Origin of the sequence: Sporosarcina ureilytica, from assembly GCF_001753205.1 — a bacterium.
GTDB lineage: Bacteria > Bacillota > Bacilli > Bacillales_A > Planococcaceae > Sporosarcina > Sporosarcina ureilytica.
In genome coordinates this window covers 632,502-659,018 of record NZ_CP017560.1, presented here as the reverse complement: position 1 = coordinate 659,018, position 26,517 = coordinate 632,502, and the positions used below count along the sequence as shown (strand labels likewise).

33 protein-coding genes are annotated in these 26,517 nt (G+C 39.3%); 20 read left to right on the top strand and 13 right to left on the bottom strand.

Translation table 11 applies throughout. The features are described 5' to 3' along the window. Positions 1-47: 47 nt before the first annotated feature. Together BI350_RS03380 and BI350_RS03375 are read right to left on the bottom strand one after the other, a co-directional pair. The gene (locus BI350_RS03380) at positions 48-1,034 is read right to left on the bottom strand and encodes a hypothetical protein (RefSeq protein ID WP_075526844.1); all 987 of its coding nucleotides are present in this window, start codon (positions 1,032-1,034) and stop codon (positions 48-50) included. Between the two features lie 475 nt (positions 1,035-1,509). Further along, positions 1,510-1,695, bottom strand: coding sequence for a hypothetical protein (locus tag BI350_RS03375; RefSeq protein WP_075526843.1), 186 nt, complete (start codon positions 1,693-1,695; stop codon positions 1,510-1,512). Between the two features lie 280 nt (positions 1,696-1,975). On the opposite strand from BI350_RS03375, the gene BI350_RS03370 reads away from it, so the two are divergent. After that, a complete protein-coding gene (locus BI350_RS03370; RefSeq protein ID WP_075526842.1) occupies positions 1,976-2,215 on the top strand; it encodes a hypothetical protein in 240 nt (79 codons plus the stop codon). A 42-nt stretch (positions 2,216-2,257) separates the two neighbouring features. On the opposite strand, the gene BI350_RS17035 is transcribed toward BI350_RS03370, so the two are convergent. Then, positions 2,258-2,410: a hypothetical protein gene (locus tag BI350_RS17035; protein ID WP_168157244.1), complete on the bottom strand. Its 153-nt coding sequence runs from the start codon at positions 2,408-2,410 to the stop codon at positions 2,258-2,260. 140 nt (positions 2,411-2,550) lie between these two features. On the opposite strand from BI350_RS17035, the gene BI350_RS03365 reads away from it, so the two are divergent. From BI350_RS03365 to BI350_RS03350, 4 genes are read left to right on the top strand one after another with little or no spacing between them, the layout of a single operon-like run. Then, positions 2,551-2,850 (top strand): TIGR04104 family putative zinc finger protein, encoded by a 300-nt coding sequence (locus BI350_RS03365; RefSeq protein ID WP_075526841.1) that lies wholly within the window; start codon positions 2,551-2,553, stop codon positions 2,848-2,850. 23 nt (positions 2,851-2,873) lie between these two features. Next, positions 2,874-3,773 (top strand): M23 family metallopeptidase, encoded by a 900-nt coding sequence (locus tag BI350_RS03360; RefSeq protein WP_245698294.1) that lies wholly within the window; start codon positions 2,874-2,876, stop codon positions 3,771-3,773. A gap of 16 nt (positions 3,774-3,789) precedes the next feature. Next, complete coding sequence (locus tag BI350_RS03355) at positions 3,790-4,212, top strand: NUDIX hydrolase (RefSeq protein WP_075526840.1); 423 nt, start codon at positions 3,790-3,792, stop codon at positions 4,210-4,212. 24 nt (positions 4,213-4,236) lie between these two features. After that, positions 4,237-4,419 carry a hypothetical protein gene (locus BI350_RS03350; RefSeq protein WP_075526839.1) on the top strand — a complete coding sequence of 61 codons (183 nt, stop codon included), beginning with the start codon at positions 4,237-4,239 and terminating at the stop codon, positions 4,417-4,419. A gap of 65 nt (positions 4,420-4,484) precedes the next feature. Here BI350_RS03350 and BI350_RS03345 read toward each other — a convergent pair whose 3' ends face one another. The 3 genes from BI350_RS03345 to BI350_RS03335 all read right to left on the bottom strand — a co-directional run bounded on the left by BI350_RS03345 (position 4,485) and on the right by BI350_RS03335 (position 6,042). Then, positions 4,485-5,255 (bottom strand): DUF817 domain-containing protein, encoded by a 771-nt coding sequence (locus BI350_RS03345; protein WP_211117190.1) that lies wholly within the window; start codon positions 5,253-5,255, stop codon positions 4,485-4,487. Positions 5,256-5,324: 69 nt separating this feature from the next. Then, complete coding sequence (locus BI350_RS03340) at positions 5,325-5,549, bottom strand: helix-turn-helix domain-containing protein (RefSeq protein ID WP_075526837.1); 225 nt, start codon at positions 5,547-5,549, stop codon at positions 5,325-5,327. 10 nt (positions 5,550-5,559) lie between these two features. After that, the gene (locus BI350_RS03335) at positions 5,560-6,042 is read right to left on the bottom strand and encodes a DUF2975 domain-containing protein (protein WP_075526836.1); all 483 of its coding nucleotides are present in this window, start codon (positions 6,040-6,042) and stop codon (positions 5,560-5,562) included. 429 nt (positions 6,043-6,471) lie between these two features. On the opposite strand from BI350_RS03335, the gene BI350_RS03330 reads away from it, so the two are divergent. Further along, positions 6,472-6,783 carry a hypothetical protein gene (locus BI350_RS03330; protein WP_425423237.1) on the top strand — a complete coding sequence of 104 codons (312 nt, stop codon included), beginning with the start codon at positions 6,472-6,474 and terminating at the stop codon, positions 6,781-6,783. 134 nt (positions 6,784-6,917) lie between these two features. Next, a complete protein-coding gene (locus BI350_RS03325; RefSeq protein WP_075526835.1) occupies positions 6,918-7,586 on the top strand; it encodes a DsbA family oxidoreductase in 669 nt (222 codons plus the stop codon). Between the two features lie 60 nt (positions 7,587-7,646). Here the strand turns inward: BI350_RS03325 and BI350_RS03320 are convergent, their stop codons facing one another. The 4 genes from BI350_RS03320 to BI350_RS03305 form a co-directional block, all read right to left on the bottom strand. Continuing rightward, positions 7,647-7,877: a hexameric tyrosine-coordinated heme protein gene (locus tag BI350_RS03320; protein WP_075526834.1), complete on the bottom strand. Its 231-nt coding sequence runs from the start codon at positions 7,875-7,877 to the stop codon at positions 7,647-7,649. An 86-nt stretch (positions 7,878-7,963) separates the two neighbouring features. Next, positions 7,964-8,695 (bottom strand): FG-GAP repeat domain-containing protein, encoded by a 732-nt coding sequence (locus tag BI350_RS03315; protein WP_075526833.1) that lies wholly within the window; start codon positions 8,693-8,695, stop codon positions 7,964-7,966. Positions 8,696-8,828: 133 nt separating this feature from the next. Further along, a complete protein-coding gene (locus BI350_RS03310) occupies positions 8,829-9,788 on the bottom strand; it encodes an alpha/beta fold hydrolase (RefSeq protein WP_245698293.1) in 960 nt (319 codons plus the stop codon). 23 nt (positions 9,789-9,811) lie between these two features. Beyond that, a complete protein-coding gene (locus BI350_RS03305) occupies positions 9,812-10,120 on the bottom strand; it encodes a DUF3784 domain-containing protein (protein ID WP_075526832.1) in 309 nt (102 codons plus the stop codon). Between the two features lie 447 nt (positions 10,121-10,567). Between BI350_RS03305 and BI350_RS03300 the strand changes: the two genes are divergently transcribed. Beyond that, entirely contained in the window at positions 10,568-10,981 is a 414-nt protein-coding gene (locus BI350_RS03300; RefSeq protein ID WP_082294945.1) for an Rpn family recombination-promoting nuclease/putative transposase, read from the top strand. 69 nt (positions 10,982-11,050) lie between these two features. Here the strand turns inward: BI350_RS03300 and BI350_RS03295 are convergent, their stop codons facing one another. Both BI350_RS03295 and BI350_RS03290 read right to left on the bottom strand, forming a co-directional pair. Beyond that, positions 11,051-12,319, bottom strand: coding sequence for a sensor domain-containing diguanylate cyclase (locus tag BI350_RS03295; RefSeq protein WP_075526830.1), 1,269 nt, complete (start codon positions 12,317-12,319; stop codon positions 11,051-11,053). Positions 12,320-12,685: 366 nt separating this feature from the next. Then, entirely contained in the window at positions 12,686-14,482 is a 1,797-nt protein-coding gene (locus BI350_RS03290) for an SLC13 family permease (protein WP_245698325.1), read from the bottom strand. A gap of 295 nt (positions 14,483-14,777) precedes the next feature. Here BI350_RS03290 and BI350_RS16825 point away from each other — a divergent pair, with 295 nt between their 5' ends. From BI350_RS16825 to BI350_RS03260, 8 genes are all read left to right on the top strand, one after another. Then, the gene (locus BI350_RS16825) at positions 14,778-14,942 is read left to right on the top strand and encodes a hypothetical protein (RefSeq protein WP_155767461.1); all 165 of its coding nucleotides are present in this window, start codon (positions 14,778-14,780) and stop codon (positions 14,940-14,942) included. Between the two features lie 57 nt (positions 14,943-14,999). Further along, positions 15,000-15,461 carry a CBO0543 family protein gene (locus BI350_RS17285; protein WP_281181728.1) on the top strand — a complete coding sequence of 154 codons (462 nt, stop codon included), beginning with the start codon at positions 15,000-15,002 and terminating at the stop codon, positions 15,459-15,461. A 167-nt stretch (positions 15,462-15,628) separates the two neighbouring features. Then, a complete protein-coding gene (locus tag BI350_RS03285; RefSeq protein ID WP_075526828.1) occupies positions 15,629-15,868 on the top strand; it encodes a hypothetical protein in 240 nt (79 codons plus the stop codon). Between the two features lie 53 nt (positions 15,869-15,921). Next, positions 15,922-16,290 (top strand): hypothetical protein, encoded by a 369-nt coding sequence (locus BI350_RS03280; RefSeq protein WP_075526827.1) that lies wholly within the window; start codon positions 15,922-15,924, stop codon positions 16,288-16,290. A 97-nt stretch (positions 16,291-16,387) separates the two neighbouring features. After that, complete coding sequence (locus BI350_RS03275; RefSeq protein WP_075526826.1) at positions 16,388-16,627, top strand: hypothetical protein; 240 nt, start codon at positions 16,388-16,390, stop codon at positions 16,625-16,627. A gap of 269 nt (positions 16,628-16,896) precedes the next feature. Beyond that, positions 16,897-19,293, top strand: a complete 2,397-nt coding sequence (locus tag BI350_RS03270) for a bifunctional diguanylate cyclase/phosphodiesterase (RefSeq protein ID WP_075526825.1) — start codon at positions 16,897-16,899, stop codon at positions 19,291-19,293. Between the two features lie 178 nt (positions 19,294-19,471). Then, positions 19,472-20,383: a peptidase U32 family protein gene (locus BI350_RS03265; RefSeq protein WP_075526824.1), complete on the top strand. Its 912-nt coding sequence runs from the start codon at positions 19,472-19,474 to the stop codon at positions 20,381-20,383. A gap of 14 nt (positions 20,384-20,397) precedes the next feature. Next, positions 20,398-21,630, top strand: a complete 1,233-nt coding sequence (locus tag BI350_RS03260) for a peptidase U32 family protein (RefSeq protein WP_075526823.1) — start codon at positions 20,398-20,400, stop codon at positions 21,628-21,630. A gap of 125 nt (positions 21,631-21,755) precedes the next feature. Here BI350_RS03260 and BI350_RS03255 read toward each other — a convergent pair whose 3' ends face one another. Then, positions 21,756-22,055 (bottom strand): rhodanese-like domain-containing protein, encoded by a 300-nt coding sequence (locus tag BI350_RS03255; RefSeq protein WP_075526822.1) that lies wholly within the window; start codon positions 22,053-22,055, stop codon positions 21,756-21,758. A 429-nt stretch (positions 22,056-22,484) separates the two neighbouring features. On the opposite strand from BI350_RS03255, the gene BI350_RS03250 reads away from it, so the two are divergent. From BI350_RS03250 to BI350_RS03235, 4 genes are all read left to right on the top strand, one after another. Then, a complete protein-coding gene (locus tag BI350_RS03250) occupies positions 22,485-23,321 on the top strand; it encodes an alpha/beta fold hydrolase (RefSeq protein ID WP_075526821.1) in 837 nt (278 codons plus the stop codon). Between the two features lie 399 nt (positions 23,322-23,720). Then, complete coding sequence (mvk, locus tag BI350_RS03245; protein WP_075526820.1) at positions 23,721-24,671, top strand: mevalonate kinase; 951 nt, start codon at positions 23,721-23,723, stop codon at positions 24,669-24,671. A 212-nt stretch (positions 24,672-24,883) separates the two neighbouring features. Next, a complete protein-coding gene (locus BI350_RS03240; RefSeq protein ID WP_075526819.1) occupies positions 24,884-25,150 on the top strand; it encodes a hypothetical protein in 267 nt (88 codons plus the stop codon). 1 nt (position 25,151) lies between these two features. Further along, positions 25,152-26,510 carry a tripartite tricarboxylate transporter permease gene (locus BI350_RS03235; protein WP_075526818.1) on the top strand — a complete coding sequence of 453 codons (1,359 nt, stop codon included), beginning with the start codon at positions 25,152-25,154 and terminating at the stop codon, positions 26,508-26,510. The last annotated feature ends 7 nt before the right edge of the window (positions 26,511-26,517 follow it).

The window sequence follows — 26,517 nt, the reverse complement described above, 5'->3', positions numbered from 1 at the left end:
GACGATAATCGTCAAAATGATTCTGAGCAGGTAATTGTATTTATCCTTTACGCTTTCTTTTTAAATTTCATAACAAGATACAATAGTAGACACATCAAAATAATGATACAAAGTGCGAATTTGCCGTATGTAACTATTTCTAGGGAATATAAGGAGTAATTTAGGACGAAAACGTTGTATGGATTTCCATTCATATAGGAAATTTTAATCGTATCTCCTATCGCATGTTTTTTATAAACATTCCGCGTCACTTCTTTAATAACCTTGTACTCTTTCCCTATTTCATCTCTCACTAAAAGTTCCAAGGAATAATAAGGATCTGTCATGTGACCCGAACCGTAGTATTCTCGACCATATGAATCCGAATCGGTCACGAGTGCTTCCACTTTTGTCTTGCCTATTGGCGAAAACTTTTGGACGCTGTTGAGGAGGAAACCACTTATGGACAATAACATCATCACCATCACTGTTGGAAGAAATGCTTTTCGAAAAACTTTTAGGAATAAACCGTCTGATTTTATTAGTTTTCTCTTTTTACGTGCATTCTTTTTTCTATAAAATGTTTTGATTACTTGTGGCAACTTTTTCTGTTTCTTTCGATTTTCAACAAATGCATAAACCGGCCAACACACTAATGAAATGAGAAGAATTAGAAACGCTAGAAGAAATACGAACCCAATCATACTGTCCACAATTACATCTAATGTAGTAATAAAATGTTCTCCGCGAATATAATGCCCTTTAATCGTATCCCCAACTTCAAGCCGATTAAATTGCCACGAAAACACTCGATTTTCAATGTCATTAGCAGGGTTTTGTTCATTCAAATCAACAAGAACATAATATGTCGGTGTACCGACCAACCCCTTTTTCGAGAATTTTTCTGTGACCACTGCGGGGCTATCAACGGTATCAAAGAGGTCATAATCACTTAAAAATATAGTAACAGTCACCATAATTGCATAAATAGTAATCCATAAACCTACGCCAAAGGCAAGCGTTTTCAAAATCCCTTTAGATACTTTACCAATCAAATGCAATTCCCCTTTTGGATTCAATTAAATTAATAAAAATCAGGACTCTCTTTACCATCTCATATATATGCATCTACTTATCAAATTCTCTAAACTCTTCAATATAAAAAGCGACGTATCCGCGGTTTATCCCCCGACCACGAAATCCAATTAACGTGTTCTAATCAACCTCTCCTCTATTACGGATTATAGAATGATAAGTTTCATAATATTTATGTAGGGTACCTTTGTCACATGCAATATAGTGTTTTACACCAATACGCCATTATAGGGATACAACAAAAAGCACGTCAACTTATTTATATTGATGTGCTTTTTCCGTTAGCATACGTCTGTCCAAATGGTCAGAACTTAATCCATTTGCATACTTAATTTCTAAAAAGATTAGAGGGGGTGAGTGAGAAGAGAAAAATCATTGAGGTCGACGCTATAATTGAAACAAATGGATTAATGTCTATACTTCAACACTTCTGTATTACCAATCATATCCTTTCAACAAACGATTTCGCCGATCTCGTAGATTTTTCGCCTCCATTTTTCTGGCGTTCAGCTCCCGCTGTAATTCGCCATTTATTCGTGGATCTTGTAAATTCATCGTATTTCGTCCTGTTTTCCCAACTATATTACGCACTTTTTCTATTTCATCTTCAAAAAATAACATGTCCATACCACCTCCCTATACATCAATTAAAGAGGAGAAAAAACACACCAATTCTCCTTTCTATACAATACGCAAGTAAATTAAGCCCGCAAAGGTTATGCGCACAACGGAAAGGATTTTAGTTTGTATTGGGTACCAACGATCCACCTACCAATGCATGACAGACAATTTCCCCCTAATTCATTCTTCTAGAATCAAAAATGATATAATTATTATATGGAGATTAATTATTCCGATAAATAGTTGACTAAATCTTATCATCATACAAGGGAGGATTAGCATGCTTTTACTTTGGTACGCCTCACTACTGGCTTCACTAATCACAATAATATATGGCATTTCCCATCGTTCATGGCTTTTTATGTTAATTAGTGCTATTACATTTTCACCCATTTCGTACTATTTTTTAGGGATAAATATTGCTTTGAAGTACGTAGGTCTTACGCCAATTATTTTATTGGTGTTAGCGGTATTTTTTGGGGTTTCAGAGAGAAGAGCTAAAACCATTGCACTCAAATAACAGTCGTTTCATCACATAAAAAAACGCCCAAAATAAGGCGTTTCATTTATTCTCTTTTTCGACTTTACCATCGTTCCCCTTGTCAATACCTGTTGCATTGTTCACTACTTGCGCAACCAAGTTTAACCCCTGATCCACAGTATTCATTTCACTGGATTTTTGACCGACAGCTTTTGATTTTTCTGGTTTTTTCATTTTTGTCACCTCCAAAAGCTAGGATGAGTAGTAAGTCAAAAAATATTACAGCATATTTATCAATCACCTGATTCCTAAAAATGATGTATTAGCCTATTCGAGAAACGAGACAAATTATTAGTTAACAAGGAGGGATTCAAATGCCTGTCTGTGAAAATTGCAAGAGCAAGTGGAGCTGGAAACAAACGATTAAAAAAACGACGACATTGAATCCTGCAATGGCTTGTCCTAATTGCGGGGAAAAACAATATCAAACACAATCGTCAAAAATAAAAGTGAGCCTTTTAACTGCTATTGTTTTATTGCCACTTCTATTTCGTAGTTTCTTTGATATTCCAAAAGTTGTCTTGCTGAGCTCAATCCCTTTTTTAGCCGTGATTGCTTTACTTCTGTTTCCATTATTAGTGAAGCTTAGTAGCGAGGAAGAATATATTATATGAGTAAATGAAAAGGAGGCACGATATTGTTTTCAGCTTTTCTGCAAATTGTAATGATTCAATTCGTACTACCTATCACCTTCATCGTTATGCTATGGAAAGAAAAGAAAACTAGTCAGTCCGAATGGCTGATTCAACTGTTGGCTACGATAATGATTGTTAGTTGGACATTTCAAACAGGTAGATGGGACTGGATTGGTTACTACTTGCGTTATCTTTTAATCATCATGTTGTTCATTGGGGTATTCCTATCTTGGAAAAAGATAAAAAAGCTACCCTTCCATATTAAATTTACGCAAAAACAAAAGACTAGCGCAGGTATTCATGTCTTCCTGATTGTCGTGTTTGGATTTAACAACGTCGCTGCTTTAATTGGTAATTTTACACAACAGCAAGCAATTGAATTAACTTTCCCATTAAAGGATGGAACCTATTACGTCGGGCATGGCGGAAGCCACACGCAGTTGAATTACCATAACGCTTATGAGCCTCAACAGTTTGCTTTAGATATTGTAAAACTGAATAAACTTGGTACTCGGACAACCGGGTTTTATCCGAAAGAACTAGACAAATACGCAATTTACGGAGAACCCCTATACAGCCCGTGTGATGGTGAAGTGCTAGAGTCCAGAAGTAACCTTCCTGACTGGACGCCCCCTGACAAAGATGCAGAGCACCCAGAAGGAAATTATGTTGCGCTAGCTTGTGATAACACGAATTCCATTGTTTACATCGCACATATGCAGCAAGACAGTGTAAAAGTGGAAGAAGGAGATCGTGTTAAAGTGGCAGACCCAATTGGATGGGTTGGTAATTCAGGCAACACGAGTGAACCCCACTTACACATTCATGCGGAAAAAGACGGGATTGGCATTCCAATCACATTTAATGAGGCATTTTTAGTTAGAAATAATCTAGTGAAATAGATAAGGAGGCTGCCTAGTGGAACAACAAGTTTACACACCGCCAAAACATATCGTTTCAGCAGCAACGATTGTGCTGAATGAAGAAAATGAGCTTCTATTAATTAAAGGGCCGCGAAGAGGATGGGAAATGCCAGGTGGTCAGGTTGAGGAAGGAGAATCTTTGAAAGACGCCGCCATTAGGGAAACGAAAGAAGAGTCAGGGATTGATGTAGAGATTTTAAAGTTTTGCGGCATATTTCAAAACGTGGAACGATCCATTTGCAATACCCTGTTCCTTGCAAAGCCTATTGGCGGCAAGCCGACAACTTCCCCGGAAAGCTTGGAGGTCGGGTATTTTCCTATTGATAAAGCATTAGAAATGGTGACTGTAAGCAACTTTAGACAAAGGATTGAATATTGTTTGGATGAAAGGATGCATCCGTTTTACGTAGCATTTTAATTATCACAGGTCTGGGAGGAAATCATGAAAAAATATTTAGTACCTTGGAGAATTTTTTTATCTGTCGTCACATTGGCTCTATACTTTTTCAATGTAATCAGTGGTGCAACGCTATTGTCATTGGCAATCGGTGTCCTTGTCTTCGTGATGCTTCCTGAAATAATCATCAAAACATGGAAGAAGTCTCACAACAAAATTGAGGAGTGAAAATACACCCCAATGGCTAGTTTAACCTCTACCTTTTGGGGTGCAGAACTACAAGTACTTGATTTTCACCCATGCCTATATTTCTTCTTTATCTGTTTTAACGTTGCTACAATTAGAAAACTAACAATGACTAATAACACCCACGAACTCACTTTTCCCAGATGAACTAGACTCCATGCGTCGGCTTGATTCGGGTATTCCCAAGCATTAAAGAATGTCGCAATGTTTTCCGCCACCCATATGAAAAATCCGATGAGCACAAATGATAAGGCAAGCGGCATACGATAACGAGCTCCATTAACCTCATACAAAACCCAGGACCGAAAAAAGACAATCATGACAAGCCCAGCTAACCACCATCGAATGTCAACCCAGAAGTGGTGAATGAAAAAATTCAAGTATATCGCGGTTGCAAGGGGAACGACGACGAAAAAAGGTGGCCATTTAACGAGTTCAACGTTCAAACGCCTCCATGCCTGACAAAGATAGCTCGCTACACTTGCATACATAAATCCACTGTACAAAGGCACGCCAAAAACTTTGAAGAACCCTTCCTCTGGATAGGACCAGGAGCCCATATTCACTTTGAAAATTTCAAGCGCTAAACCAATGATATGAAACAACGTAATTACTTTTAATTCATCTTTCGTTTCAAGCCCAGAGCGCACCATCCACCATTGCATGAAAAGGAAGATAATCAGCAGCCAATCATACCTTGGCAAAAAAGGAAGGGAGATTATTTTCGTTAAAGCTAAACTCCCGAAAATCACAACAGGAAATACACAAGACAAAGCCTGCTCCCAACCGAAATGAAAAAGTTGTTTGAATGCGCCCACAAGTCGTGCCTTTTTTCTACTCGCATTTTGTATTGTCACAGCCATAAGTAGCGCCCCGTCTCGTATTTATTATTTGCCCACAATCTCCTCATCAACCTTGTATTCCAAAATATCACCAGGCTGACAGTCCAACGCTTTACAGATCTTATCCAAAGTTGATAAACGGATTGCCTTTGCCTTTCCATTTTTCAAAATAGAAATATTCGCCATCGTGAGGCCCACTCTTTCTGATAGTTCGGTAACACTCATCTTCCTTTTGGCTAACATCACATCTATGTTAATCACAATCGCCATTGCGCTCACCTCAGACCGTTAAATCATTTTCAGATTTTATTTGAATTGCCTCTTGTAAAAGTCTCTGTAAAACAGCAGCAAAGACAGCGATAATCATTGAAGCAAACGGAACAACTAACCCTACAAAAATGACTCCCGGGGCATCATCCATTTCGGCAAATAAATAAAATAACGGCAAAAGGAGCACATGGAAACTACTTATCGTAATGGCACAGTATTTTATTTTCTTCAAAGCTTCTACAGAGAACTGCGAAAAGGCTTTACTCTTGTCAATATAACTTAATAGTTTCAGCGCCTGATACAAGGCAAAGTAAAAAGGTAGCGCAGAACCATAAAATAGAAAGAACACAAAATATTTAACAGATGCAAATTCCGGTAATAATTGTCCGGCAACATGCCCAATCTCAGGCACTAAAAATATACAGATCGCGAGCACTGGAAGCCCAATAAAAATAACAGCAATTCGTAAAAAAAGTGTTGATACTTGTTTCATAAAAAGCACCTCAATTCATTTTTACATTACAACAACATTTATCGAGTAACGATAAAACTTTATTGTTTTGTAATGTTATGATTGGGACGGTTGGAATATCATTTGGGTTTCCGATAACATTAAAATTTATTTTAAAAAGATTATCCACAATAAAAAAGCGACTACCTTGGGCCTTGGATAGTCACTTTTTGAAGTTATTTTTCCGCAGTTTTAATTTCAACCAGTCTTGAGCATATTAATTATCTACCCATGTATAACAGACGATTTACTACTCATTCAAACTTCTCGAATTGAAAATGATATACTAGTTATACAAATATTATTTATTTTCCATAAACATAACCTTATACAAAAAGGCCAGATTGCTTGAATGGTGTATCGTAACTTTTGCGAATTGGAACATCAGGAAACTATTGAGGAGGTGTTTTTTTGACAAATGAAATGAGTATGCCCAAAAAACACGGTGTAATTAGCTATGCTTCTCTATGTATAGGTATTGTTTGTTTTTTTATTGTGTTTGTGGAACCTACCAAAATAGCAAACGTAGGATATTTAATTGGTGATTATATTACTTTTTTTCTTACAGGTGCGGGTATTATCTTATCAGTGGTTGGTTTAGTTAAGAAAACAGAGAAAAATATACTGCCAATGATTTCATTGATTCTTTCATCATCTTTCTTTGCTTTTTGGATCATCACAATTTTTTTATTGTTTACTGGTAAAATTCCTTTTGCTCCATAATAAAACAAATAGTCTGTTGGGGAATAAATTATTTCCAAATAAAGAATGAGTGCATTTGATAAATGATGCCTACATTATTATATAAATTAAATACGATTTTTTATCACATTCCCTTTAACAAGGAGGCGCTTATGATGAAAATTGAAGTTTGGTCTGATATCGCATGTCCATTTTGTTATATTGGAAAGCGTAAATTAGAAGAGGCGTTGGATCGATTTCCCCATAAGGATCAAGTGAAGATTGAGTTTAAAAGCTTTGAGCTAGATTCAAATGCAGAGTTATACGATGGGAAAAGCTATTACGAAAAATTATCATCGAAACATGGCATGAGGATTGGGCAGGCAAAACACTTTTCTGCAAGTATCGCCCTGCAGGCAAAGAATATTGGTTTGACATTCAATTTTGAAGAGCTGAAATCAACAAATACGTTCGATGCTCATCGTTTAATAAAGTTCGGTATGTCTCATGGAAAAGAAACAACTGTTATAGAAAAATTATTTTATGCCTACTTCACTGAAGCCAGGGATATAGGAGATCTTGAAACACTTGCGGATATCGCGGAAGCATCAGGTTTAGAAAGAAAAGAAACTTTAGAGGTTCTACATGACAAGACTCTTTATGCAAATGACGTAAGGTCAGACGAGAGTGATGCGAAGCGATATGGGATTACCGGAGTCCCTTATTTTATTTTCAATAAAAAACATACGATTTCGGGTGCACAGCCAACGATAGCATTTGTTAGGACACTTCAAAAAGTGTGGGAAGAGGAGAATCCTTGGTGCCAGTCACTCAAACAAACATGAATATTATAATAATCATATTTGTTGTAATTAACATGAATATTTGGGTGACGGCACCTGATTTTACAAAATCCAATAATTATTAGCAAAAGCAACAGTTTGAAAATATATGGCGATAACTTGTGAGACCGATATTAAGCTATCTGCATCTGTAGAATAGACTGGACGTAACATTCCCCTGATTTCTTCTGATGGCTGTGTAACTTCTACCCCTTTTTGTGCAAGCTTAACCGCTAATTTAAAACCTTCCTCCGGCGTTGGTGTGAGCAGCGTTTGCAGCTGACCGTTCGACATGCAGTTCACTCCCTTTGTCTACTTTCTATTGTTATCGTATGCAAATCGGAGAGTGCTTGCTTTTTACAGCGCGTGGATGGTTAGTGTTAATTATTTCCAAAGATCGCCATCCATTGCTGCCATATCGCAAACTTTTGGCCATCCCATTGCAATGTATTGATGACATACCCAAATGAATCTGCATGGTAAAGCCCGCTAATTTTTTGATAGGCCTGTATTTCATACACACCATCGCGGTCCATATCAACTGGATAGAATCCGCTAACCCCATCAGCCATACCCGTAATTGGTTCTTTTAATGTTCCATCTTCATTGTAGATTTGCGAGAGATAATCGGCACCTCTGCCATTAATAGCAATTAGAAACGACTCGCCTGTTGCTAAACTTTGTACACTTATTTTATATTGATCCAAATAAATGACTGTATACTGATTTAGCTGATTATATTGCTCATAGTCAAACAATTTCCTAGCTCGATTATTAACGAATGAATAAATATAATTAAACGTAAACGCGCCAGATCCACCTGATTGAATGGAAATCAGAATGTCCATGATGCCATCCTTCGTAAAATCCCCAAGGAAGATAGTTGGTTCGTAACCTGAATTACCGCTTTCATCTAGCGGAATGGTATAAACATTTTTTGTTAAACCGTCTTGAATATTTAATGTAATCTGCTCTACATAGGGACTCGATGGATCTGCCGACTGTACTGCCGTCAAATATACGTAATCTGTCACCCCGTCACCATTCACATCACCATATGCTCCGCTAACTATTTCCGGTTGTCTGTAGCCATAGGGATTATTTATATACACACCTCACCACTCCTACCTAATCGTTTATATCAATATATTCACCCAGGTGGTTTGGTGATTGTTTGGTGCCTAAGCAGGACGGGTAGTTTTGGTGCCAGTCACTTTTCCCCAATCAATTGAGGTCCTGCCCATCCTAATCTCTTAAACCTCCTATAAACTTCACCGATTCTTCCGCGATTCGCTCATATTTTATACTATGAACATAATGAGACGAATCTAACTCAATGAGCATCGCGTTGGAATTCCTAGTAATAAAATCATTTTGAATTTCAATCCACATTTCTTCATCAAACCCTGTTCCTTGCCCATTTGAAGAAAATAAAAGCATAGGTACATTTGGTATGCCAGCTTCATTGACTTTTTGAGCATTTGCTTTACTATTTTTTATTTCATTAACCATATCTTTGGTCAAGGTTCTTCTATAAAAAATGACTTTGTATAATTCTTTCTCTTCATCTGTCAACGTTCCATAGTGGATTGCATCACTTTCAGACAGATTTTTAATCCACCTCGGTACACCAATATTTGCAGCAAAAGCACCTAACCGAACAAACGACATATTCATATCGAAATTCTCATAAACAGCGGGAACAGCCATATCTAATCCAATGATTGCTTTTACTTCATCTGGATAGACCTGCGCCCAGTTTAGCGCTTCAATGCCGGACATAGAATGTGGAAATAAAATATAAGGACCTTCAACGCCTGATTTTAAAAGAGCTTTTCTTGTCTCGGATAGCATTGTATCAATGTCTTGATTCCTATCTGTGACTTCGCTAAATCCATAACCTGCCTTTTCAACCACGACAATTCTATATTGATCACTTAACAAGGTATACAGCGATTTAAAATCTAATACAGGTGAACTCGTTCCGCTACCAGACATAAAAACGAGCATTTCCTCTCCATTTCCTTCTGTATAAATGTGCATTTTATGACCATTAACCTCTACAAGTTGCCCAGTCGGAACAAATAATTCATCTTCTTTTGATAACTGTATTTTATGATTCACATAGCTCACAGAAATAGCCAACAGGAAAATTGATAGAATGGCTGTAAATATACGCAACAGACGCCTATATCCTATTTTCATATTTTCCGCCTTTCATTTTCATTCTATTTTCTGAACCTATTCCCCGTATTGACATAGATCAGCATAAACACAACGATGGCAATAAATAAAGCAAGACCAATATAAAACAGCCAGTTCACATCATATGCCTCACTCACTGCCCAAAGCACCATACAAAATGACAATGAGAACATCATTTTCCCCATAAATTTACATAGGGCGACGGTATCATATTTTTCCTTTTCTTCTGGAGGCAGTGTATTATAACCTGCGATTAAAAAAGAGCCTTTACCATTGGCAAAAACAATTCCTAATCCAATAAACAACACAACACCTAACAGCGTAATGATCATTTTTACCCCTCCTAAAGAAAATATCTAGACATCTGTTTCATCATCTATGAACAATAAAAAAGCTCCTGGTAATAGATACGGAATACTCCGAAAAAGGATTCATTTATTTCGCAATATGGCAACGTAACCCTACTTAAAATTTCATTCGTTATATAGTGAACGCAACCTGTTCTTTAATTAACTGAAAACATGGTATATTAAAGAAAGTAAGGTGGAAAACTGCTGAAAACGATTGAACTAGATAAACTAATGGACTTAAAAATAGACTTTGCATTCAAACAATTATTTGGCAGCGAAAAGAATAAATCCTTACAATTGTCTTTCTTAATGCGATATTGCAACGCGCCAATCGTAAAGCAATTAAAACCATTACATTTGAAAATATTGAAGTCGGTGGAAAACATAGAGAGGCGAAGCAAGCCAGATTAGATCTATTGGCGAGGTAATTTGGATCCATGGAATGACATACTCGCTCGTTGGTTGCTACTGCTCGGAATGGTAGACCGGCGCAATAAGAAAGTATACGAAGATATTTTTACAGAATTGGAGGCGATTGCTATGAAGGATGAAACATTACGGGAAGCATTTGAAAACTGGGAAGTACTGAGCGGTACAAAGGAAGAAGTAATGGCATACAAAGCACGTGTTAAACAACTTTTCGATGAGGAATCGATGATCCTTGAAGCTGAGCTCCGGGTAAAAGAAGGAATTGAAAAAGGCATTAAACAAGGGCTAGAACAAGGCATTGTACAAGGCACGGAAAAAACGGCCCGCCAACTGCTTGCTATGGGCATGGAGATAGATTTTATTGCAGAAGCAACTGGGTTAAGCAAAGAAAGGATATCGGAAATCAATCACTAGTCATAAAAGGTGCCTGATTCTAAAACAATTCGACATTGTGTTAGAACCAGGCACCTAAGTTTATGCGCATTAAAAGCGTACGCAGTTTCTGCCATCCTTTTTTGCGCTATACAAAGCCTGGTCCGCTAATCGAAATAATTCTTTCTCATTTGCATACTCAAAACTACCACTTGTAGATGAAACACCTGCACTAACGGTTACAAACTTACTAACCGCTGAATTGTGATGAGGAATTTGTAATCCTTCTACTTTCCTACAAATTCTTTCTGCTAAAGAAATCGCTTTCTCTTTATTTGTATGGGGAAAAATCATACAAAACTCTTCCCCGCCTATTCTACATACCGTATCATTTTCCCTTACACCTCTAGCAAGTGCATTAGCCACTTTACTTAAACACTCATCCCCTTTTTGATGACCATAAGTGTCGTTATATTGTTTAAAATAGTCAATATCTATGATCACTAAAGAAAAGGGCGTACAATCTTGTAGGGATTGTTGATACATCTTTTTAAATTGGCGTTTAAAATATCGACGATTCGAAACACCTGTTAAGGAATCCGTATAAACTGTCTTCCTTAATGATTGCTTTTCTTCCTCTAACGCGATTAACTTTTGCTTATTTTTTGTGACATCTCTAGATACACAGATCATTTCACCTGCTACGTCATCGTTAGATAATACAAACTTGTATTTGGATTCCATCCAAATGTATCGACCATTTTTACATCTAAAACGGTAAGTGCTCGTTTTGGTTTCACCAATCGTATAGGGATCATCGTTCAAATCGTTTATCTTTTGGATATCGTCCTCATGTATGAAATCATGCGGTGATTTCCCTACCAATTCACTGGACGAATACCCTAACAAGGAGTAATTCGGTGAAACATACGTATATGCTCCATCACGGGTGTGCAGCGAAATAAAATCAGTCGAGTTTTCAGCAATATGACGATAGAGCCGCTCTTTCCTTTCCACCCCAATCTCTAGTAACTTTCTGTCTGTAATATTTACATGGGAAACAACTGCCCCGCTGCGCTCATTAATTTTGATCGGCGTCACTCTTAACAAAAACCAACGATATTCATGCGTAGAATGACACGGATACTCATAGGTGAAATGGTCACTTTTCCCCGCTAACACTTGCATAATGCCGTTTTTAATGTCTTCGGGACAGACAGCAACGTAATTAGCGCCTACCCCATTCTTACGTAAATTACCGCCATTTTCATTGGAGAAATTAATCCAAGATTGATTATGGGCAATAATAACTCCTTCGTGATCCAATACAGCGATTTGATCTACTAGTGAATCGAGAACCGCTAGATTGAAAGGTTGCATGATCTCATCTCCTTTCTCTATATTCTTATAGCTAGATTTTAAATAGTTCGATATTCAATAGGAACCTAGCGCTTTTTATCAATAAAAAATAGCCCTGTCCTCCTAAGGAGCATGGGCATGAGCATGAGCATGAGCATAGGCCTAATCACCTGTTATTATAATAGCATATTCCGTAGATTTTTTATGAAAATTCGCAGCATAAATTGAATACCTGACTATCAGTCGGTGTGGAGGGCGGTTACTTTTTTAAGCGGTGTATAGACGAACCGATTCTTGCACAAGTCAATAAATATGTAATGAAAGAAGTACCAGTTTATCAAACAACTATGAGCTGTTTTATAAACTGGTACCTTAATAATTATATAGTTACAACGGAAACAAAAGCGGCACCACAATCATCATGACGATGAACATGATGAGTTGTAACGGAACGCCAATTTTTGCAAAGTCGCGGAATGAATAGCCGCCTGCTGTCATGACAAGTGCATTCGTAGGTGAAGCGACCGGTGTTGCAAATGACATGCTAGCGCCAACCGCCACGATGATTAGAAATGCATATGGATTTGCACCGAGCGCCATCGCCGCATTTAAAGCAATCGGGGCAAATAAAACCGCGGTTGCCGTGTTGCTAATGAATTGACCAAACAGCATCGTCATGAAGTAAATTCCTGCAAGCACCCCTATTGCCCCAAAGTCACCGAGCAACCGAATAATACCATCCGCCAGCAACTGCATCCCGCCGGATTTCTCAAGTGCCGTCGCCATAGGTAGCATGGCGGCAATTAAAACAATACTTTCCCAGTTAATCTGCCCGTAAGCATCGTTCATATTTCGCACGCAGCCCGTTAACACCATCAATACGGCGGCGATGAGTACTGTGACAAATGCTGGAAATACTTCAGCAATCATCAGCACGACCATCAGCACCATAATAATACCCGCAATCCATGCTTTCCCGTTCGCGGAAGCAGTGCTCGCATGTTCTTGTGGCTGTCCGACAACAACGACGTCATTCGTTTCACGCGCCAACAACTCAATCGCATCCCAAGTCCCTTGGACAAGCAAAGCATCACCGAATCGCAGGCGCAGTTTCGTCATATCTTGCATGACTTGTTTGCCTTGTCGCTTCAAACCGATAATATTCAAATTGTATTTTTCCCGGAAGCCGACTGTACGTATGTCTTGATTGATTAGGCTAGAGTTTGGCGTCAGCAACACTTCGGCAATCCCCAACTCCTTGGATACCAATTCCTCCGGCTCAGACGGTGCTCCTAACAGTTCAAGCCCATACGCCTCTGCAAAATGCGTCGCCTGTTCTTTCGTCCCTTGTATGTACAAAATATCGTTTCCTTCAATCGCACTTAATGGCCCTGCCATTTCGTGATACGTCATCGGTAAAAATTTCAATGTTCCTTCAAGCGATTTTCGTTTAATTTTTAACACGCAAAGTTGAAAGCGAACAGGAATTTTTAACTGCGTTAACCGCTTTCCAACAATGGCAGACGCAGGCGGCACCTTCACGACTAACAATTTGCCACCTAGTGCATAGTCTCTTGCTAGCCGCTTCGGTGATAAAGTTTGCGATGATTGTCCGCTTCCTTTGCGCACCTCTTTCGGAACGATTCGATGCCGAACAATATACAAATATGTAATGCCAATCGCAACGCCGATTAAGCCAATTGGTGTCATTTGAAAAAAACTTAGTCGCTCAAAACCATTTTCCAGCAACATCTGCGAAACGATTAAGTTTGGCGGTGAAGCAATCAATGTTAGTAAGCCTGAAAAGCTGGCAATGTACGACAGTGGCAGCAAATATTTCGAAGGGCTGCTTCCGATGCGAATCGCGATGCTGACGACAATCGGCATCATCAGCGCAACGGTCCCCGTGTTACTCATAAAAGCACCGACAAAGGCGACAATCAATAAAAGCAACAGAAATAATCGTTTTTCACTATCTCCCGCATACCGAAGTAAAAGGTTACCCGCCATTTGCGCGAGCCCTGTACGTAAAATGCCCGCCCCCACAACGAAAAGTGCAGCAATCATAATGACAACGGAATTCGAAAAACCCGACAACGCTTCTGCAGGCTGCAAGATCCCTGTCACGACAAACGCCAACAGTGCAAGTAATGCAACAAGATCAGCGCGTAACCGATTCGTCATGAACAATACAATTGTAACGCCTAAAATGCTAAACGTAAGTAGTAGTTGCAATTCAAAAGTTCCTTTCTGCGTTCGCTTTTGCGAATGTCTACACACTAGATAATCTTTATTATAGTACTGTTTTTGGTGCCAGTCACTCAAACAAACATGAATATTATAATAATCATGTTTGTAGTAATTAACATGATTGTTTCGGTGACTGGCACCTTATTTTCTCTCCTAGTCATCGTCATTCATATATGTATATTGTTCCTCATACTCCTATATGAAGAACAGTTTCCATTGGAGGTGACCCGTGCTAAATCTTGTAAGAAATTTAATGGGCAAATTACAGCTTCCAGAGAACTTACTGACCATTAAAATTCAATTAGAAAACGACAAACGCGACGCTATGTTGGAAGAGCAAGATTTATCCCGGACAGATCAGCAGTTGCTGATTGGTTCGAGGATTGGCGTGTAATCCACTATTTGAAGCAAGAAAACGGACCGATAAATGGAAATATAATGGAGGAATACTGTGAAACACTCGAACGCCTCGAGCTTGCCGCCATCGCTAAAAAAGCAATCTTTCCGTAACCTTATTTCGTATGTATCTGCCGTCCTTTTCGCTTCCTTATGCGGAACTTATTTAGATTTGTATTTTGTCGGTAAAGGTTTCTACACATTCCCGACGCGCCCTTTCCCTGAAATATTTTCAATTAATATTCTGTTTACGATCGTGATCCTCCCCTTTTTAACATTGCTTTACCTTTACTTGATAGGCGAAATGTCTAGAAGAGGAAGACTCGTATTCACCCTAATCGTTAGCGGGTTCGTTCCATTTTTTGAACGTAGATCAATACAATTGGGATTTTTGCAAGTGGAAGACCAATGGAATCATTTGTACTCATTCTTCGGCTACTTCCTGTTCATGGTGTTAATTTGGAAAATCTTTAAATGGACGCTAATATGCTTAGGACGCCAATCCATAAAAAAATAGAAGAAATCGCCCTCGACATTTTTCATCGAGGGTCTTTTACCGTCCATTTCCCCAACCTTGTTCACCAATGGCTCCATTTCATAAAAATGGTTGTTTTGCAGATTGTAAACGTCTAATTGTCGTAGGAAGTATATGCGTATATTACTGAGAACAGGAGGTGAAATGAAATGTCGGAGCGAATAGAAAACAACTTTGCAAATGAAGGCGGAAATGCCGGTGGAAATAGAGCTGAAGGCCTAGCGATGGCTGGCTATAAGAACAATCGTCAAGTTTCCTTTGACGGTGGACAGGTAGCTCATAACCGCTCGCAAACTGCGGATGACGGCGGTAAAGCCGCTGACCAAGGTGGACAAATTGCGGATAGAGGCGGACAAGCATCTAATAAAGGTGGAAGAAATATTGGGTAAAATTGTTCCTTGAATTTAACCAAAACAAATCTAATAGAAAGGAGGGAATTTTCTTGCCTCCAAAACCTCATCGTAACAAACGGAAGAAGCAGACAACGAATGAAGCGCATGAACTTTTTAAAGTGAGTAAGTCAAAGGATTCAGACGACTTGGATGTTATCACTTTAGAAAGCGATAAGTACGGGCTCACAATTCACATCAATATTCACAACCATAATACCAATAACTTAGCCAACCAAGGCGGAAACGCTGGTGGGAACCAAGCTCAAACTGGCGGGATTGCCGGTGATGAAAACGTAAGACAAGATGCATCGAATGGTGGTCAAGCCGCAAACAATGAAGGACAAAATGCCGATGACAATGGCCAAGCCGCTGACGAAGGCGGGCAAAATGCGGATGACGGCGGACAAAACATTAAATAAGATTTTAAAAATACTTGTCCTGAATTCAGAGTAAACGTCTAAGTATAGCTGGAATAAAAGAGTATATTACAGTAGCACTGAAAGGAGGTGAAACTGAATGTCAAAAAATATTAATAACTTTGCAACTCAAGGTGGAAATGCTGGTGGGAACAAAGCTGAAGACTTTGCGATTGCTGGAGACAAGAACAATCGTCAATTTGCTTTTAACGGTGGTCAAGCAGCTAACAACGGTTCTCAAACGGCGGATGACGGCGGTAAAACTGCTGATAAAGGCGGCCAAATCGCAGATCGTGGTGGACAAGCGGCTAATAAAGGCGGAAGAAACGTAGATTTCTAATCTGAATGCCTAGATAGCAAAAACCCGGGTAAACCCACCCGGGCTTTGCTTACGTTAATAAAAGTTATTTAAATGTGAATCGAGAAAATAGGTGCCTAGATTCACAGGCATTTGCCTGAATATTGTGCACATAGGTACATAATCCCTCCCTTTCCCCACCACCTGGTTCATAAGTATTTACTACACTCTCAAATCAATATAGAATAATAGTCACAGGATACAACTCCTAAAAGTTTGTTCTTATGTAATGGTGACTGGAGGGAAGATAGATGCAACAAATACATGGAACCCATGACCTATTGTTGGTTGTGCTTTCGTTGATCATTGCTTTTTTTGCTTCAATTACAGCACTCGATACAGCAAGACGCGTCCACTTTGCAACCGGTCTGCGAAGGGTTATCTGGTTAGTAAGCGGTTCTGCAGCCATGGGAATTGGGATTTGGTCCATGCATTTTATTGCAACACTCGCTTTTAAATTACCTGTCCCGATTACCCACGATGGTGTACTCGTAGCCGTTTCTGTCATTATCGCAATTGCGGCCTCATTGTGTGGACTGTATTTTAGTTCACGCCCCAATGCTGACAACTTGAAATTACTAATCGGCGGAACAATTATGGGCATTGGAATTGGTGCCATGCATTATATCGGGATGATTGCCATACAAGGCGTTTATATTACATACGATGCGATTCTTTTTGGACTTTCCATATTTGTTGCCATTGGTGCATCGACAATTACCTTAATGCTCGCGTTACATTTTCGCGACAAAGAAGGTGGAATAAGCGCCAAGGATAAGCTTGTTGGCGGCACGATAATGGGAAGCGCAATTGCGGGGATACACTACATCGGAATGGCTGCCGCATTATTCAAAGTGGATCCTACTGGCGCCGCTAAGATCAATGCCACGCTTATCGATACACCAGAATTGGTCGTTGCCGTCACGATTAGCACCATCGTCATTATCGGTCTAATTCTCATTGTCTCTTTCAGATTGGATAAAAGATTAGATCAGGAAATTGCTTTTAAAGACGCGATTCTTGAAGCTGTATTGGATTGTGTGATTATCATGGATAATAATGGACAGATTTTAGAGTGCAATCCCTCCGTGACAAGAACTTTCGGGTATGTAAGAAAAAAATTGCTCGGACAAGGAATCGAAAAACTATTTATCTCTCCGTCCTCCATTACCGACGGAGAAGGAGATTTTCTATGTGATGTGCGAATCGAAGCAACCGCATTACAATCTAACGGGGAAGAATTCCCCATTGAATTAACAATTAAACAATTAAAATTAGATGGATGTCCATTGTTTACTGTGTACATTAGAGACATTACAAGATTTAAAGAAGCAGAAAACACAATCAAACTTTTGGCATACGAAGATAGCCTTACAGGTTTACCAAACCGAAGATTTTTTATGGAAAACTTGGCGGAAGCTTTCAAAAAAGCGAAATCCCGAAATACAAAATTAGCTGTACTTTTTTTAGACTTAGATCGTTTTAAAATCATTAACGACTCGATGGGCCATACGTTTGGAGATTTATTGTTAATTGGTGTCGCGAAAAGACTGAAAAAGGAATTGATGTCAAGAGGGATTGTTGCTCGGAACGGCGGAGATGAGTTTACAATTTTGTTGGAAAACATGAACGATGACGAAGTTAGAAACTTAACGAACAACATCTTAAAATCTTTGGCTCGCCCTTTTTACCTTGAAGGTCAAGAAGTTTACGTAACAATTAGCATCGGAATTGCCATGTACCCGGAAGATGGAGAAGACCAAGAAACACTCATAAAAAATGCGGATATTGCGATGTATGAGGCAAAAGCGAATGGGAGAAATCGTTATGCATTTTTCGAATGTGTGCGCGTTGCTGATAACAGCCAATTACTTCGGTTAGAAAATGAATTGCGTTTTGCATTAGAACGTAATCAGTTGGTTGTCTATTACCAACCAAGACTGAATATCCATACAGGCCAAATTATTGGTGTGGAAGCACTTATTCGATGGAATCATCCTCAGAAAGGAATGATTCCACCTGATGAATTTATTCCACAAGCGGAGGAATCCGGCTTAATCATCCCAATTGGCAATTGGGTGTTGCGAACAGCCATCGCGCAATGCGATAAATGGCGAGAAACTGGCTTACCGCTAGAGGTATCCGTTAATTTATCTGCCGTCCAATTCCAAAAACCGGACATTGTCGATACCATTTCAGGAATTCTTCAAGATGAGAACGTCAATCCCTCATTGCTCAATCTTGAAATCACAGAGAATATGATGATGGACGCCGATTATTCTACCCGATTGTTAAACGAGTTGAAGAGCTTAGGAGTGACAATTAGCATTGATGATTTTGGGACAGGCTTTAATTCGCTATGGGCGTTAAAGCAAATGCCAATTGATCATATTAAAATCGACAGATTCTTCTTAACCAATGTGAAAGACAATCCAGAAAATAATGCCATTGTCAAAGCAATCATTTCAATTGGCCACAGCTTGGAATTGAATGTCATCGCAGAAGGGGTCGAAAATAAGAATCAGTTATTGTACCTAAAAGAACTAGGTTGTCATGAAATTCAAGGTTATTATGTAAGCCCCCCTCTTCCAGCAGAAGCATTTGAAAAATGGATGAACGAGTGGGACATGTCCAAATTATACGAGTAGGCTAATTTGAAAAATAGTCCTAAAGCAGAAAACAATCGTGAGGTTAAACTTTCACGGTTGTTTTTTTAGTAGCTTCCTATTGTCATGAACTTGTGACATCTTTCACAATAACCTTTGCGCTTTTTATGTTAAAATCAGTTCTATCAAATTTAAAGACTGATTGAAAAGAGGTATGTGAATGATTGAACTTACTGCAACCGCAGAGTCTTTGGATCAAGCGAAAGCGTTGGTCAATGCTGGGGTTGATACATTATATATTGGGAATGAACAATTTGGGTTACGCTTACCAAGCGCATTTTCCCAAGACGAAATCAAAGAGATTACTGAGTTTACACATGCGCACAATAAACGAGTTTGTGTAGCGGTGAATGCGCTCATGCATAATGAACAGATCGAAAAAGTCGTTCCATATTTGGAGTTTTTACAGAATATTGGCGTTGACGCCATTACAGTTGGCGATCCTGGTGTGATTCATTTATTAAAAAAACATGACATCAAAATCCCTTATGTTTATGATGCCCAAACATTAGTCACCAGCTCTAAACAAGTTAATTTCTGGGCAAAACGCGGAGCAGTCGGTGCCGTTCTTGCAAGGGAAATCACCTTTGAGGAATTAAAAACGATTCGGTCCGAAGCAACAGTTCCCGTCGAGCTATTGGTGTATGGGGCAACCTGTATCCACCATTCTAAGCGACCTCTCATTGAAAACTATTTTAATTTCACGCAAGAAACTGTACCTACTGAAGAACTTTTCATATCTGAACCTAAAAAACCTGATACCCATTACTCAATTTTCGAGGACACGAATGGGACGCATGTTTTTGCAACGAATGATATTAATCTTCTCCCCCATTTAGACGCATTAGTTGAAGCAGGACTTACACAATGGAAATTAGATGGCATCTTTACACGCGGGAACGATTTTGTTGAAATCGCTCGTATTTTCATTGAAGCAAAACGGGCAATCATTGCAGGTGACTGGACAATTGCCTTACAAGAAAGCTTGAATAAACAAATCATCGCAATACATCCGAAGGCAAGAACACTAGATGAAGGATTTTTATTAAAAGATCCAAACGACGTAAAATAGTTAGGGGAACCATGATGAGAAAAATTACGAAAAAACCTGAAGTGCTAGCACCTGCTGGAACACTTGAAAAGCTAAAAACTGCCATACGATACGGCGCAGATGCTGTGTATATTGGCGGAAATCAATACGGACTGAGAACGCGTGCGGGAAACTTTACTTATGATGAAATGCGTGAAGGTGTCGCATTTGCAAAAGCGCACCATGCAAAAGTGTATGTTGCGGCAAATATGGTGACGCATGAAGGAGATGCTGACGGTGCGGGCGAATTCTTTCAAACGCTAAGAGACATCGGCATTTCTGCTGTCATTGTATCTGACCCAGCCTTAATTGAAATTTGTGCAACTGAAGCACCCGGTTTACCGATTCACTTATCCACACAAGCTTCTGCAACGAATTATGAAACGCTGAATTTTTGGCATGCGGAAGGATTAGAGCGTGTTGTGTTGGCGCGAGAAGTGAGCATGGAAGAAATTAAAGAAATCCGTCAAAAAACAGATGTGGAGATTGAAGCATTTATTCACGGCGCGATGTGTATTTCCTATTCAGGTCGTTGTACATTATCAAACCATATGTCAAGCCGCGATGCGAACCGTGGCGGCTGCTCACAATCCTGTCGTTGGAAATATGGATTATTCGAAATGCCGCTACCAGGCGAACACAACTCCGTCCTAGCAGGTGATCCTGAGGAGGACTTTTCGATGAGTGCGGTCGACATGTCTATGATTCGCCACATCCCAGATTTGGTGGAAAACGGCATTGATAGCTTAAAAATTGAAGGGCGAATGAAGTCGATTCATTATGTATCCACGGTTTCCACTGTTTATCGTCAAGCCATTGACGCTTATTGTAATGACCCGGAGAATTATGAGTTCCAACAGGAGTGGGAAGACGAATTATGGAAAGTCGCACAACGCGAATTGTCAGTAGGCTTTTATTACGGAACACCGACCGAAGATGAGCAATTATTTGGTGCCCGTCGAAAAATCCCTGCCTACTCCTTTATCGGCCAAGTGTTGGACTACGAAGAAGAAACGCAAATCGCAACGATTCAACAACGTAATCATTTCGGTGTTGGAGATGAAATCGAATTTTACGGTCCTGGCTTCACACATCTATACCAAACAATTGATTCGCTATGGGATGAAGCAGGAAATTCAATCGACCGTGCCCCAAATGCGCTAATGACAGTGAAAATGAAAGTAGATGCACCTGTTAAGCCATTTGATATGATGCGGAAGCGGAAATAATTCTACTTTGTGACGAAAATCATAAGTAACCACTCAGCTTGTTTGAGCGTGGTTACTTTTTTTCTTTTTCCCGCAAACAACTAAAAAAAGCTTGCTCAAATGCAAGCTTTTTTAAATCAAACATATTATTTCTCTACTTCGCCTTCCCAGTCCAACATACCGCCAGTCATATTCATCACATCGTAACCTTGTTCACTCAAAAAGTTACATGCATTTCCGCTTCTGCCGCCAGAACGACAAATCATCACGTATTGCGTATCCTTATCTAACTCATCTAATCGAGCAGGGATTTCACCTAGTGGAATATGCTGAGCGCCAGGCACCATTCCGAGTGCAACTTCTTCCTCTTCTCGCACGTCAACCATGTTCAATTTTTCACCGTCATTTAATTTTTGCAATACTTCTTTCGTAGAAATTTCCTTCACAATGATCCCTCCAAATGAATTATTTATATTTCTTTGCGACAACCCACTACCTCAATAGGTATGTTTGCATGTGAAAAAAGGCCGGCACATAACCGTCACTTTCACTCTACCTAAAGTATATACCCTGGGTGGTATGTCGTCAAATGAAAAAACTGAAAGGAATTAGGTTCCGAAAAAACTCGAAAAATCGGTTAGCGAGTGGTAAATGTGCAAATTGTAATCAAGCCATTTAAAAGGAATGCTATTGATTCAAGTGTCTAAATTGACACAATTATAATAAATCAGTGGATATAGCTTGTGGTATAATACTATTAAATAAATAACAATTTATATGTTTGTGAAATAAACGATAGACTGCTGGAAAGGTTTTTTCTCATCGAAATCGACTAAGTAGATAGCTGCAAACGTATGGAATGGAGAAGGTTTAATTTGCTACATTATAAAACGCATGTGTTAAGCCCATCTCATGATTGGGTTGTCTTTCTTCACGGTCTCGGCGGAAATTCAAGCATTTGGTACAAACAAATAAAAGATTTTAGAAAGCATTTTAATTTATTATTCATCGATTTAAAAGGTCATGGCGGTTCTGTTGATTATAAACCTGAGTTACTTCAGTACACATCAGAGGGATTGGCGGAAGATGTCGTCAACGTACTAGATTTTCTATCAATTAAAAAAGCCCATTTTGCTGGGATTAGTTTGGGCACCGTTGTTTTGCATAGCCTACACATCCACGCCCCGCATCGCATTAAAAGCATGGTTTTAGGCGGCGCAATTATTCGATTTACAAAGGCTGCCCGCGTACTCTTAAAAATAGGGGATCTCGTTAAAAACTTTGTTCCATATATGTGGTTATATAAACTGTTCGCTCGGATTCTTATGCCAAAGAAGCATCATGAACATTCTAGAAATCTGTTCATCCGGGAAGCGAAAAAACTTTGTCAAAAAGAGTTTATTCGTTGGTATCAATTTGCCTTTAAAGTGCCTGCGATTTACCCGAAAATGGACCCCGAAAAGCATTCCATCCCGAAGCTATATATTATGGGCAATCAAGATTATATGTTTATTGGGCCTGTTCTCGAAGACACAGCGAAGGACAAAGATGCGACTGTACATGTAATTAATAATTGTGGACATGTGTGTAATATCGAAAAGGATAAAGAGTTCAATGAGGTGGCCATTAACTTTTTTAGTGACCGAATCAAATTAAACCCGAAAGAAGTATCACTTCCCAAAACGGCAAGGGAATATGTGATGACTACTTAGGCCGCTATATCATTAAGACTGCTCGATAAGTTGATGAAACATCAACTTATCAAGCAGTCTTTTTGTATATTTGCAAGTTAGCAGCAATCTATTCATCACCGGAAACCAATAAGCTGAAGGATTACATCATTGGCAGGATGGATAAATACCTTCGCAAAAACGATAACGGATACCATGGAGTATTAATTCGAAAGGGAGATGAATTTATTCCAGCAACTACCACAATTCGCTTGATTATCTACTCTTTCTATCAGTATTATTTACACGATATACCTGAAACAATTCGGGATTTGGACAAACTTGACGTACATCAAGTCTAAATTTGGGTAATCTATATAGACTACTTTAGTTAAAATTAATTGATATAATAGGCAGATGTCTGAAGCAAGGAGAAGGTGATTGTGGTTGGAAGATTTTTTAGCATCAAAAAGAAATACTAGTGGTTTCTCACATAGTAAAATCATTTTGACGGGAGAACATGCAGTTGTTTATGGGAATCCCGCCATTGCGTTGCCATTTCCACTCAAAGTGGAGGCGGTCATTGAAGAGGTCACAAGTGGCATCATCGTAGAATCTACGTTTTATACCGGACCGTTGGAACAGATTCCTACAAAATTAGAAGGAATCCGCGCCTGTATCCAACAAGTTTTAATCGCTTTAAAACGCCCTTGTGACAAATTAAAGATTACGATTCACTCCCAAATTCCAATTGGGAAAGGGCTTGGATCTAGTGCGGCGATTGCTGTCGCCATTGTCAGAGGATTATTTTCCTTTTTCGAAACGAAGTTAGATGACAAGACGCTGTCCGCCTTTGTACATACTGCTGAGGTGTATGCCCACGGGAGTCCAAGTGGTATCGATATGGCTACCGCGATGAGCGATACACCCATTTGGTTTCAAAACGGAGACATTGTTCGTCTAGAAGTCACTTCCCCCCTCCATTTTGTAATTGCTGATTCAGGAAGGATTGGGAATACGCAAAAATCAGTGAGTCGGGTAAGAGCGCTATACAGTAATGATGAGGTTTTAAAGGCAGACTCATTGAGAAGAATGAAAGTAATTGCTTTTGCCGCTAAATCTGCCATGGCTAAAGGGGATATACAGAAACTCGGCAAACTTCTTAACGAAAATCATTCTGAATTGATTCAAATAGGCGTGAGTGAGGATGGGCTGAATCACCTGGTCAATACTGCGAGATCAGCGGGAGCACTTGGAGCCAAATTAACAGGTGGCGGTGATGGCGGTTGTATGCTTGCTTTGACGGATTCAAAGGAGAAAATGGAAGAAATTTCAAGTACATTAACTTCTGCAGGGGCGCAACAAACATGGTGCTTTACAATTGAACCTTAAGTAAATGATCCAATGGAAAAGATGGGACAATACGTTTTACATTTATAGTGGATCATTCATTTTCCCAACAAATGGATGGTCCTTTTTTCAAACTTGACCTACATCAAGTTTTTTTGATGTCTTTCATGTAAACTACACTTATCTTTTACCTTGAGAATGATTATCAATTTCATTTATAATAGGAAAAGTCATAGAAAGGAAGTGTCATTTTTATGGATCATCACAAAAAAGGACATCAAAATACCCAAGAGCATCAAAAGGAAAATATTGAGGTTTGGGAAGATCTCGTTCATATAAAAGATTTACTTTTAGCCTTACTTATTTGTTCCATCACGACACTCGGCGGTTATTTTATTGCCCCAAGTGAACCCCCTAAACCGTTATTTTTTGGTTTGTTCGGAGCATTGATTGGCTTTTTAATTACAAGTATCATTATAAAGCCGAAACGAACTTTTAATGGGACAAAGGAGGAGGAATAATATGGATGTAACCTTACTTTTACAAATGGTTGGTATCGCAATGCTCGCGGCGATTATTTATACGATTATTGGCGTTGCGCCTGGAACGGATGAGACGGCAACCATTGCCCCAGTCATATTGGTCCTGGTATTATCCGGACTAGAGCCTATCCTTGTCCTTACTTTCTTTATGTCTGCCATCGTTTCTAGTAAATTGACAGATTCCATTCCTGTCGCTCTAGCTGGAATTCCCGGGGGCGTCATGGCGACCCCGCAAGTAGAGCATGCACTTATTTTAAAAAAGCATGGTCTGACGGACGTAACGATTCGAAAAATGGCTTCGGGTTCTGTCATTGGGACACTCGTTTCTGTGCCTGTGAGTTTATTATTTGCTCATGCACTCGTCCCGTTCGCTGATGTCATTAAGGAATACGGGAGCTCTTTGTTTTTTGCCGGTGCGATTATCCTAGCACTCATAAGTAAAAATCGCTGGGTAGCACTTGTATCGATTCTCCCCTTCGCACTCTTAATCGAAGGGTTGCGCCATCTCTATTGGGATACTGGCGTAGTACCAGCGGGAACGAATGTATTTATTTCTTTCTTCCTCGGGATTACAATTGGTCCAGTGATTGTCACGTTGTTTGAATTGTTGAACAAGGAAAAAAGAGATCGATTAGAACGATTTGGGAAAAAAGACATTTATTTTAAACAGGAGAAGGAAGATGGGATAAAGGCAAATCCATTTACCATTTTGACGAAAAAAGAAATTGGATTCAGTTCTCTATCCTCAGCGATTGGCTCCATTGCGTTTATTCTAAGCCCTGTCGGTTTAACGACATTTCTCGGTGAAGTGTTTACGAGTAGAATAAAAGATCCGGTAAAGAAAGCGTCTCTTGCCATTGCCTCAATGGATGCATTGGCGAATGCCACTTATATTTCTGGTGTATTGATCCCACTCATTGCGCTTGGCATTCCATTGTCTCCGACAGCAATGGGCCCTGGAAATCCTTTATTTAACGCACCACCCGTTTTCACCATCGATCATAATCTCCACCATATTCTTTCAAATGGTGACTTTATTTCGGCTACTTTAGTTGGTGCAATTGTTGCCCTAGCCATTACTTATTTCCTTACGATCAAATATTCAAGACAAATTTGTATTTTTGTTTTTAAACGGATTCCACACGAAGCGATGCTCGGTTTATTCTTTAGCTTAGTCCTCCTTCTCGCCTTTATGGATGGCGGTTGGATGAATGTGGCCGGTGTCTTTCTTGTTGGATTTGTTGCGGGAACGCTACATCGTACAGGGGTCAATTACGGGGTACAATTTATGACACTTTATTCTGCACCGTGGATTATTTCACTGCTTGCAAATCTTTAATTTTGAA

What these genes read in the sequence shown, in the direction of transcription:
- BI350_RS03375 (WP_075526843.1), bottom strand. Translation starts at nt 1,695, where the DNA reads ATGTTATTTTTTGAAGATGAAATAGAAAAAGTGCGTAATATAGTTGGG.
- BI350_RS03370 (WP_075526842.1), top strand. Translation starts at nt 1,976, where the DNA reads ATGCTTTTACTTTGGTACGCCTCACTACTGGCTTCACTAATCACAATA.
- BI350_RS17035 (WP_168157244.1), bottom strand. Translation starts at nt 2,410, where the DNA reads ATGAAAAAACCAGAAAAATCAAAAGCTGTCGGTCAAAAATCCAGTGAA.
- BI350_RS03365 (WP_075526841.1), top strand. Translation starts at nt 2,551, where the DNA reads ATGCCTGTCTGTGAAAATTGCAAGAGCAAGTGGAGCTGGAAACAAACG.
- BI350_RS03350 (WP_075526839.1), top strand. Translation starts at nt 4,237, where the DNA reads ATGAAAAAATATTTAGTACCTTGGAGAATTTTTTTATCTGTCGTCACA.
- BI350_RS03340 (WP_075526837.1), bottom strand. Translation starts at nt 5,549, where the DNA reads ATGGCGATTGTGATTAACATAGATGTGATGTTAGCCAAAAGGAAGATG.
- BI350_RS03335 (WP_075526836.1), bottom strand. Translation starts at nt 6,042, where the DNA reads ATGAAACAAGTATCAACACTTTTTTTACGAATTGCTGTTATTTTTATT.
- BI350_RS03325 (WP_075526835.1), top strand. Translation starts at nt 6,918, where the DNA reads ATGAAAATTGAAGTTTGGTCTGATATCGCATGTCCATTTTGTTATATT.
- BI350_RS03320 (WP_075526834.1), bottom strand. Translation starts at nt 7,877, where the DNA reads ATGTCGAACGGTCAGCTGCAAACGCTGCTCACACCAACGCCGGAGGAA.
- BI350_RS03310 (WP_245698293.1), bottom strand. Translation starts at nt 9,788, where the DNA reads ATGAAAATAGGATATAGGCGTCTGTTGCGTATATTTACAGCCATTCTA.
- BI350_RS03305 (WP_075526832.1), bottom strand. Translation starts at nt 10,120, where the DNA reads ATGATCATTACGCTGTTAGGTGTTGTGTTGTTTATTGGATTAGGAATT.
- BI350_RS03295 (WP_075526830.1), bottom strand. Translation starts at nt 12,319, where the DNA reads ATGCAACCTTTCAATCTAGCGGTTCTCGATTCACTAGTAGATCAAATC.
- BI350_RS03290 (WP_245698325.1), bottom strand. Translation starts at nt 14,482, where the DNA reads ATGACGAATCGGTTACGCGCTGATCTTGTTGCATTACTTGCACTGTTG.
- BI350_RS03285 (WP_075526828.1), top strand. Translation starts at nt 15,629, where the DNA reads ATGTCGGAGCGAATAGAAAACAACTTTGCAAATGAAGGCGGAAATGCC.
- BI350_RS03275 (WP_075526826.1), top strand. Translation starts at nt 16,388, where the DNA reads ATGTCAAAAAATATTAATAACTTTGCAACTCAAGGTGGAAATGCTGGT.
- BI350_RS03270 (WP_075526825.1), top strand. Translation starts at nt 16,897, where the DNA reads ATGCAACAAATACATGGAACCCATGACCTATTGTTGGTTGTGCTTTCG.
- BI350_RS03265 (WP_075526824.1), top strand. Translation starts at nt 19,472, where the DNA reads ATGATTGAACTTACTGCAACCGCAGAGTCTTTGGATCAAGCGAAAGCG.
- BI350_RS03260 (WP_075526823.1), top strand. Translation starts at nt 20,398, where the DNA reads ATGAGAAAAATTACGAAAAAACCTGAAGTGCTAGCACCTGCTGGAACA.
- BI350_RS03240 (WP_075526819.1), top strand. Translation starts at nt 24,884, where the DNA reads ATGGATCATCACAAAAAAGGACATCAAAATACCCAAGAGCATCAAAAG.
- BI350_RS03235 (WP_075526818.1), top strand. Translation starts at nt 25,152, where the DNA reads ATGGATGTAACCTTACTTTTACAAATGGTTGGTATCGCAATGCTCGCG.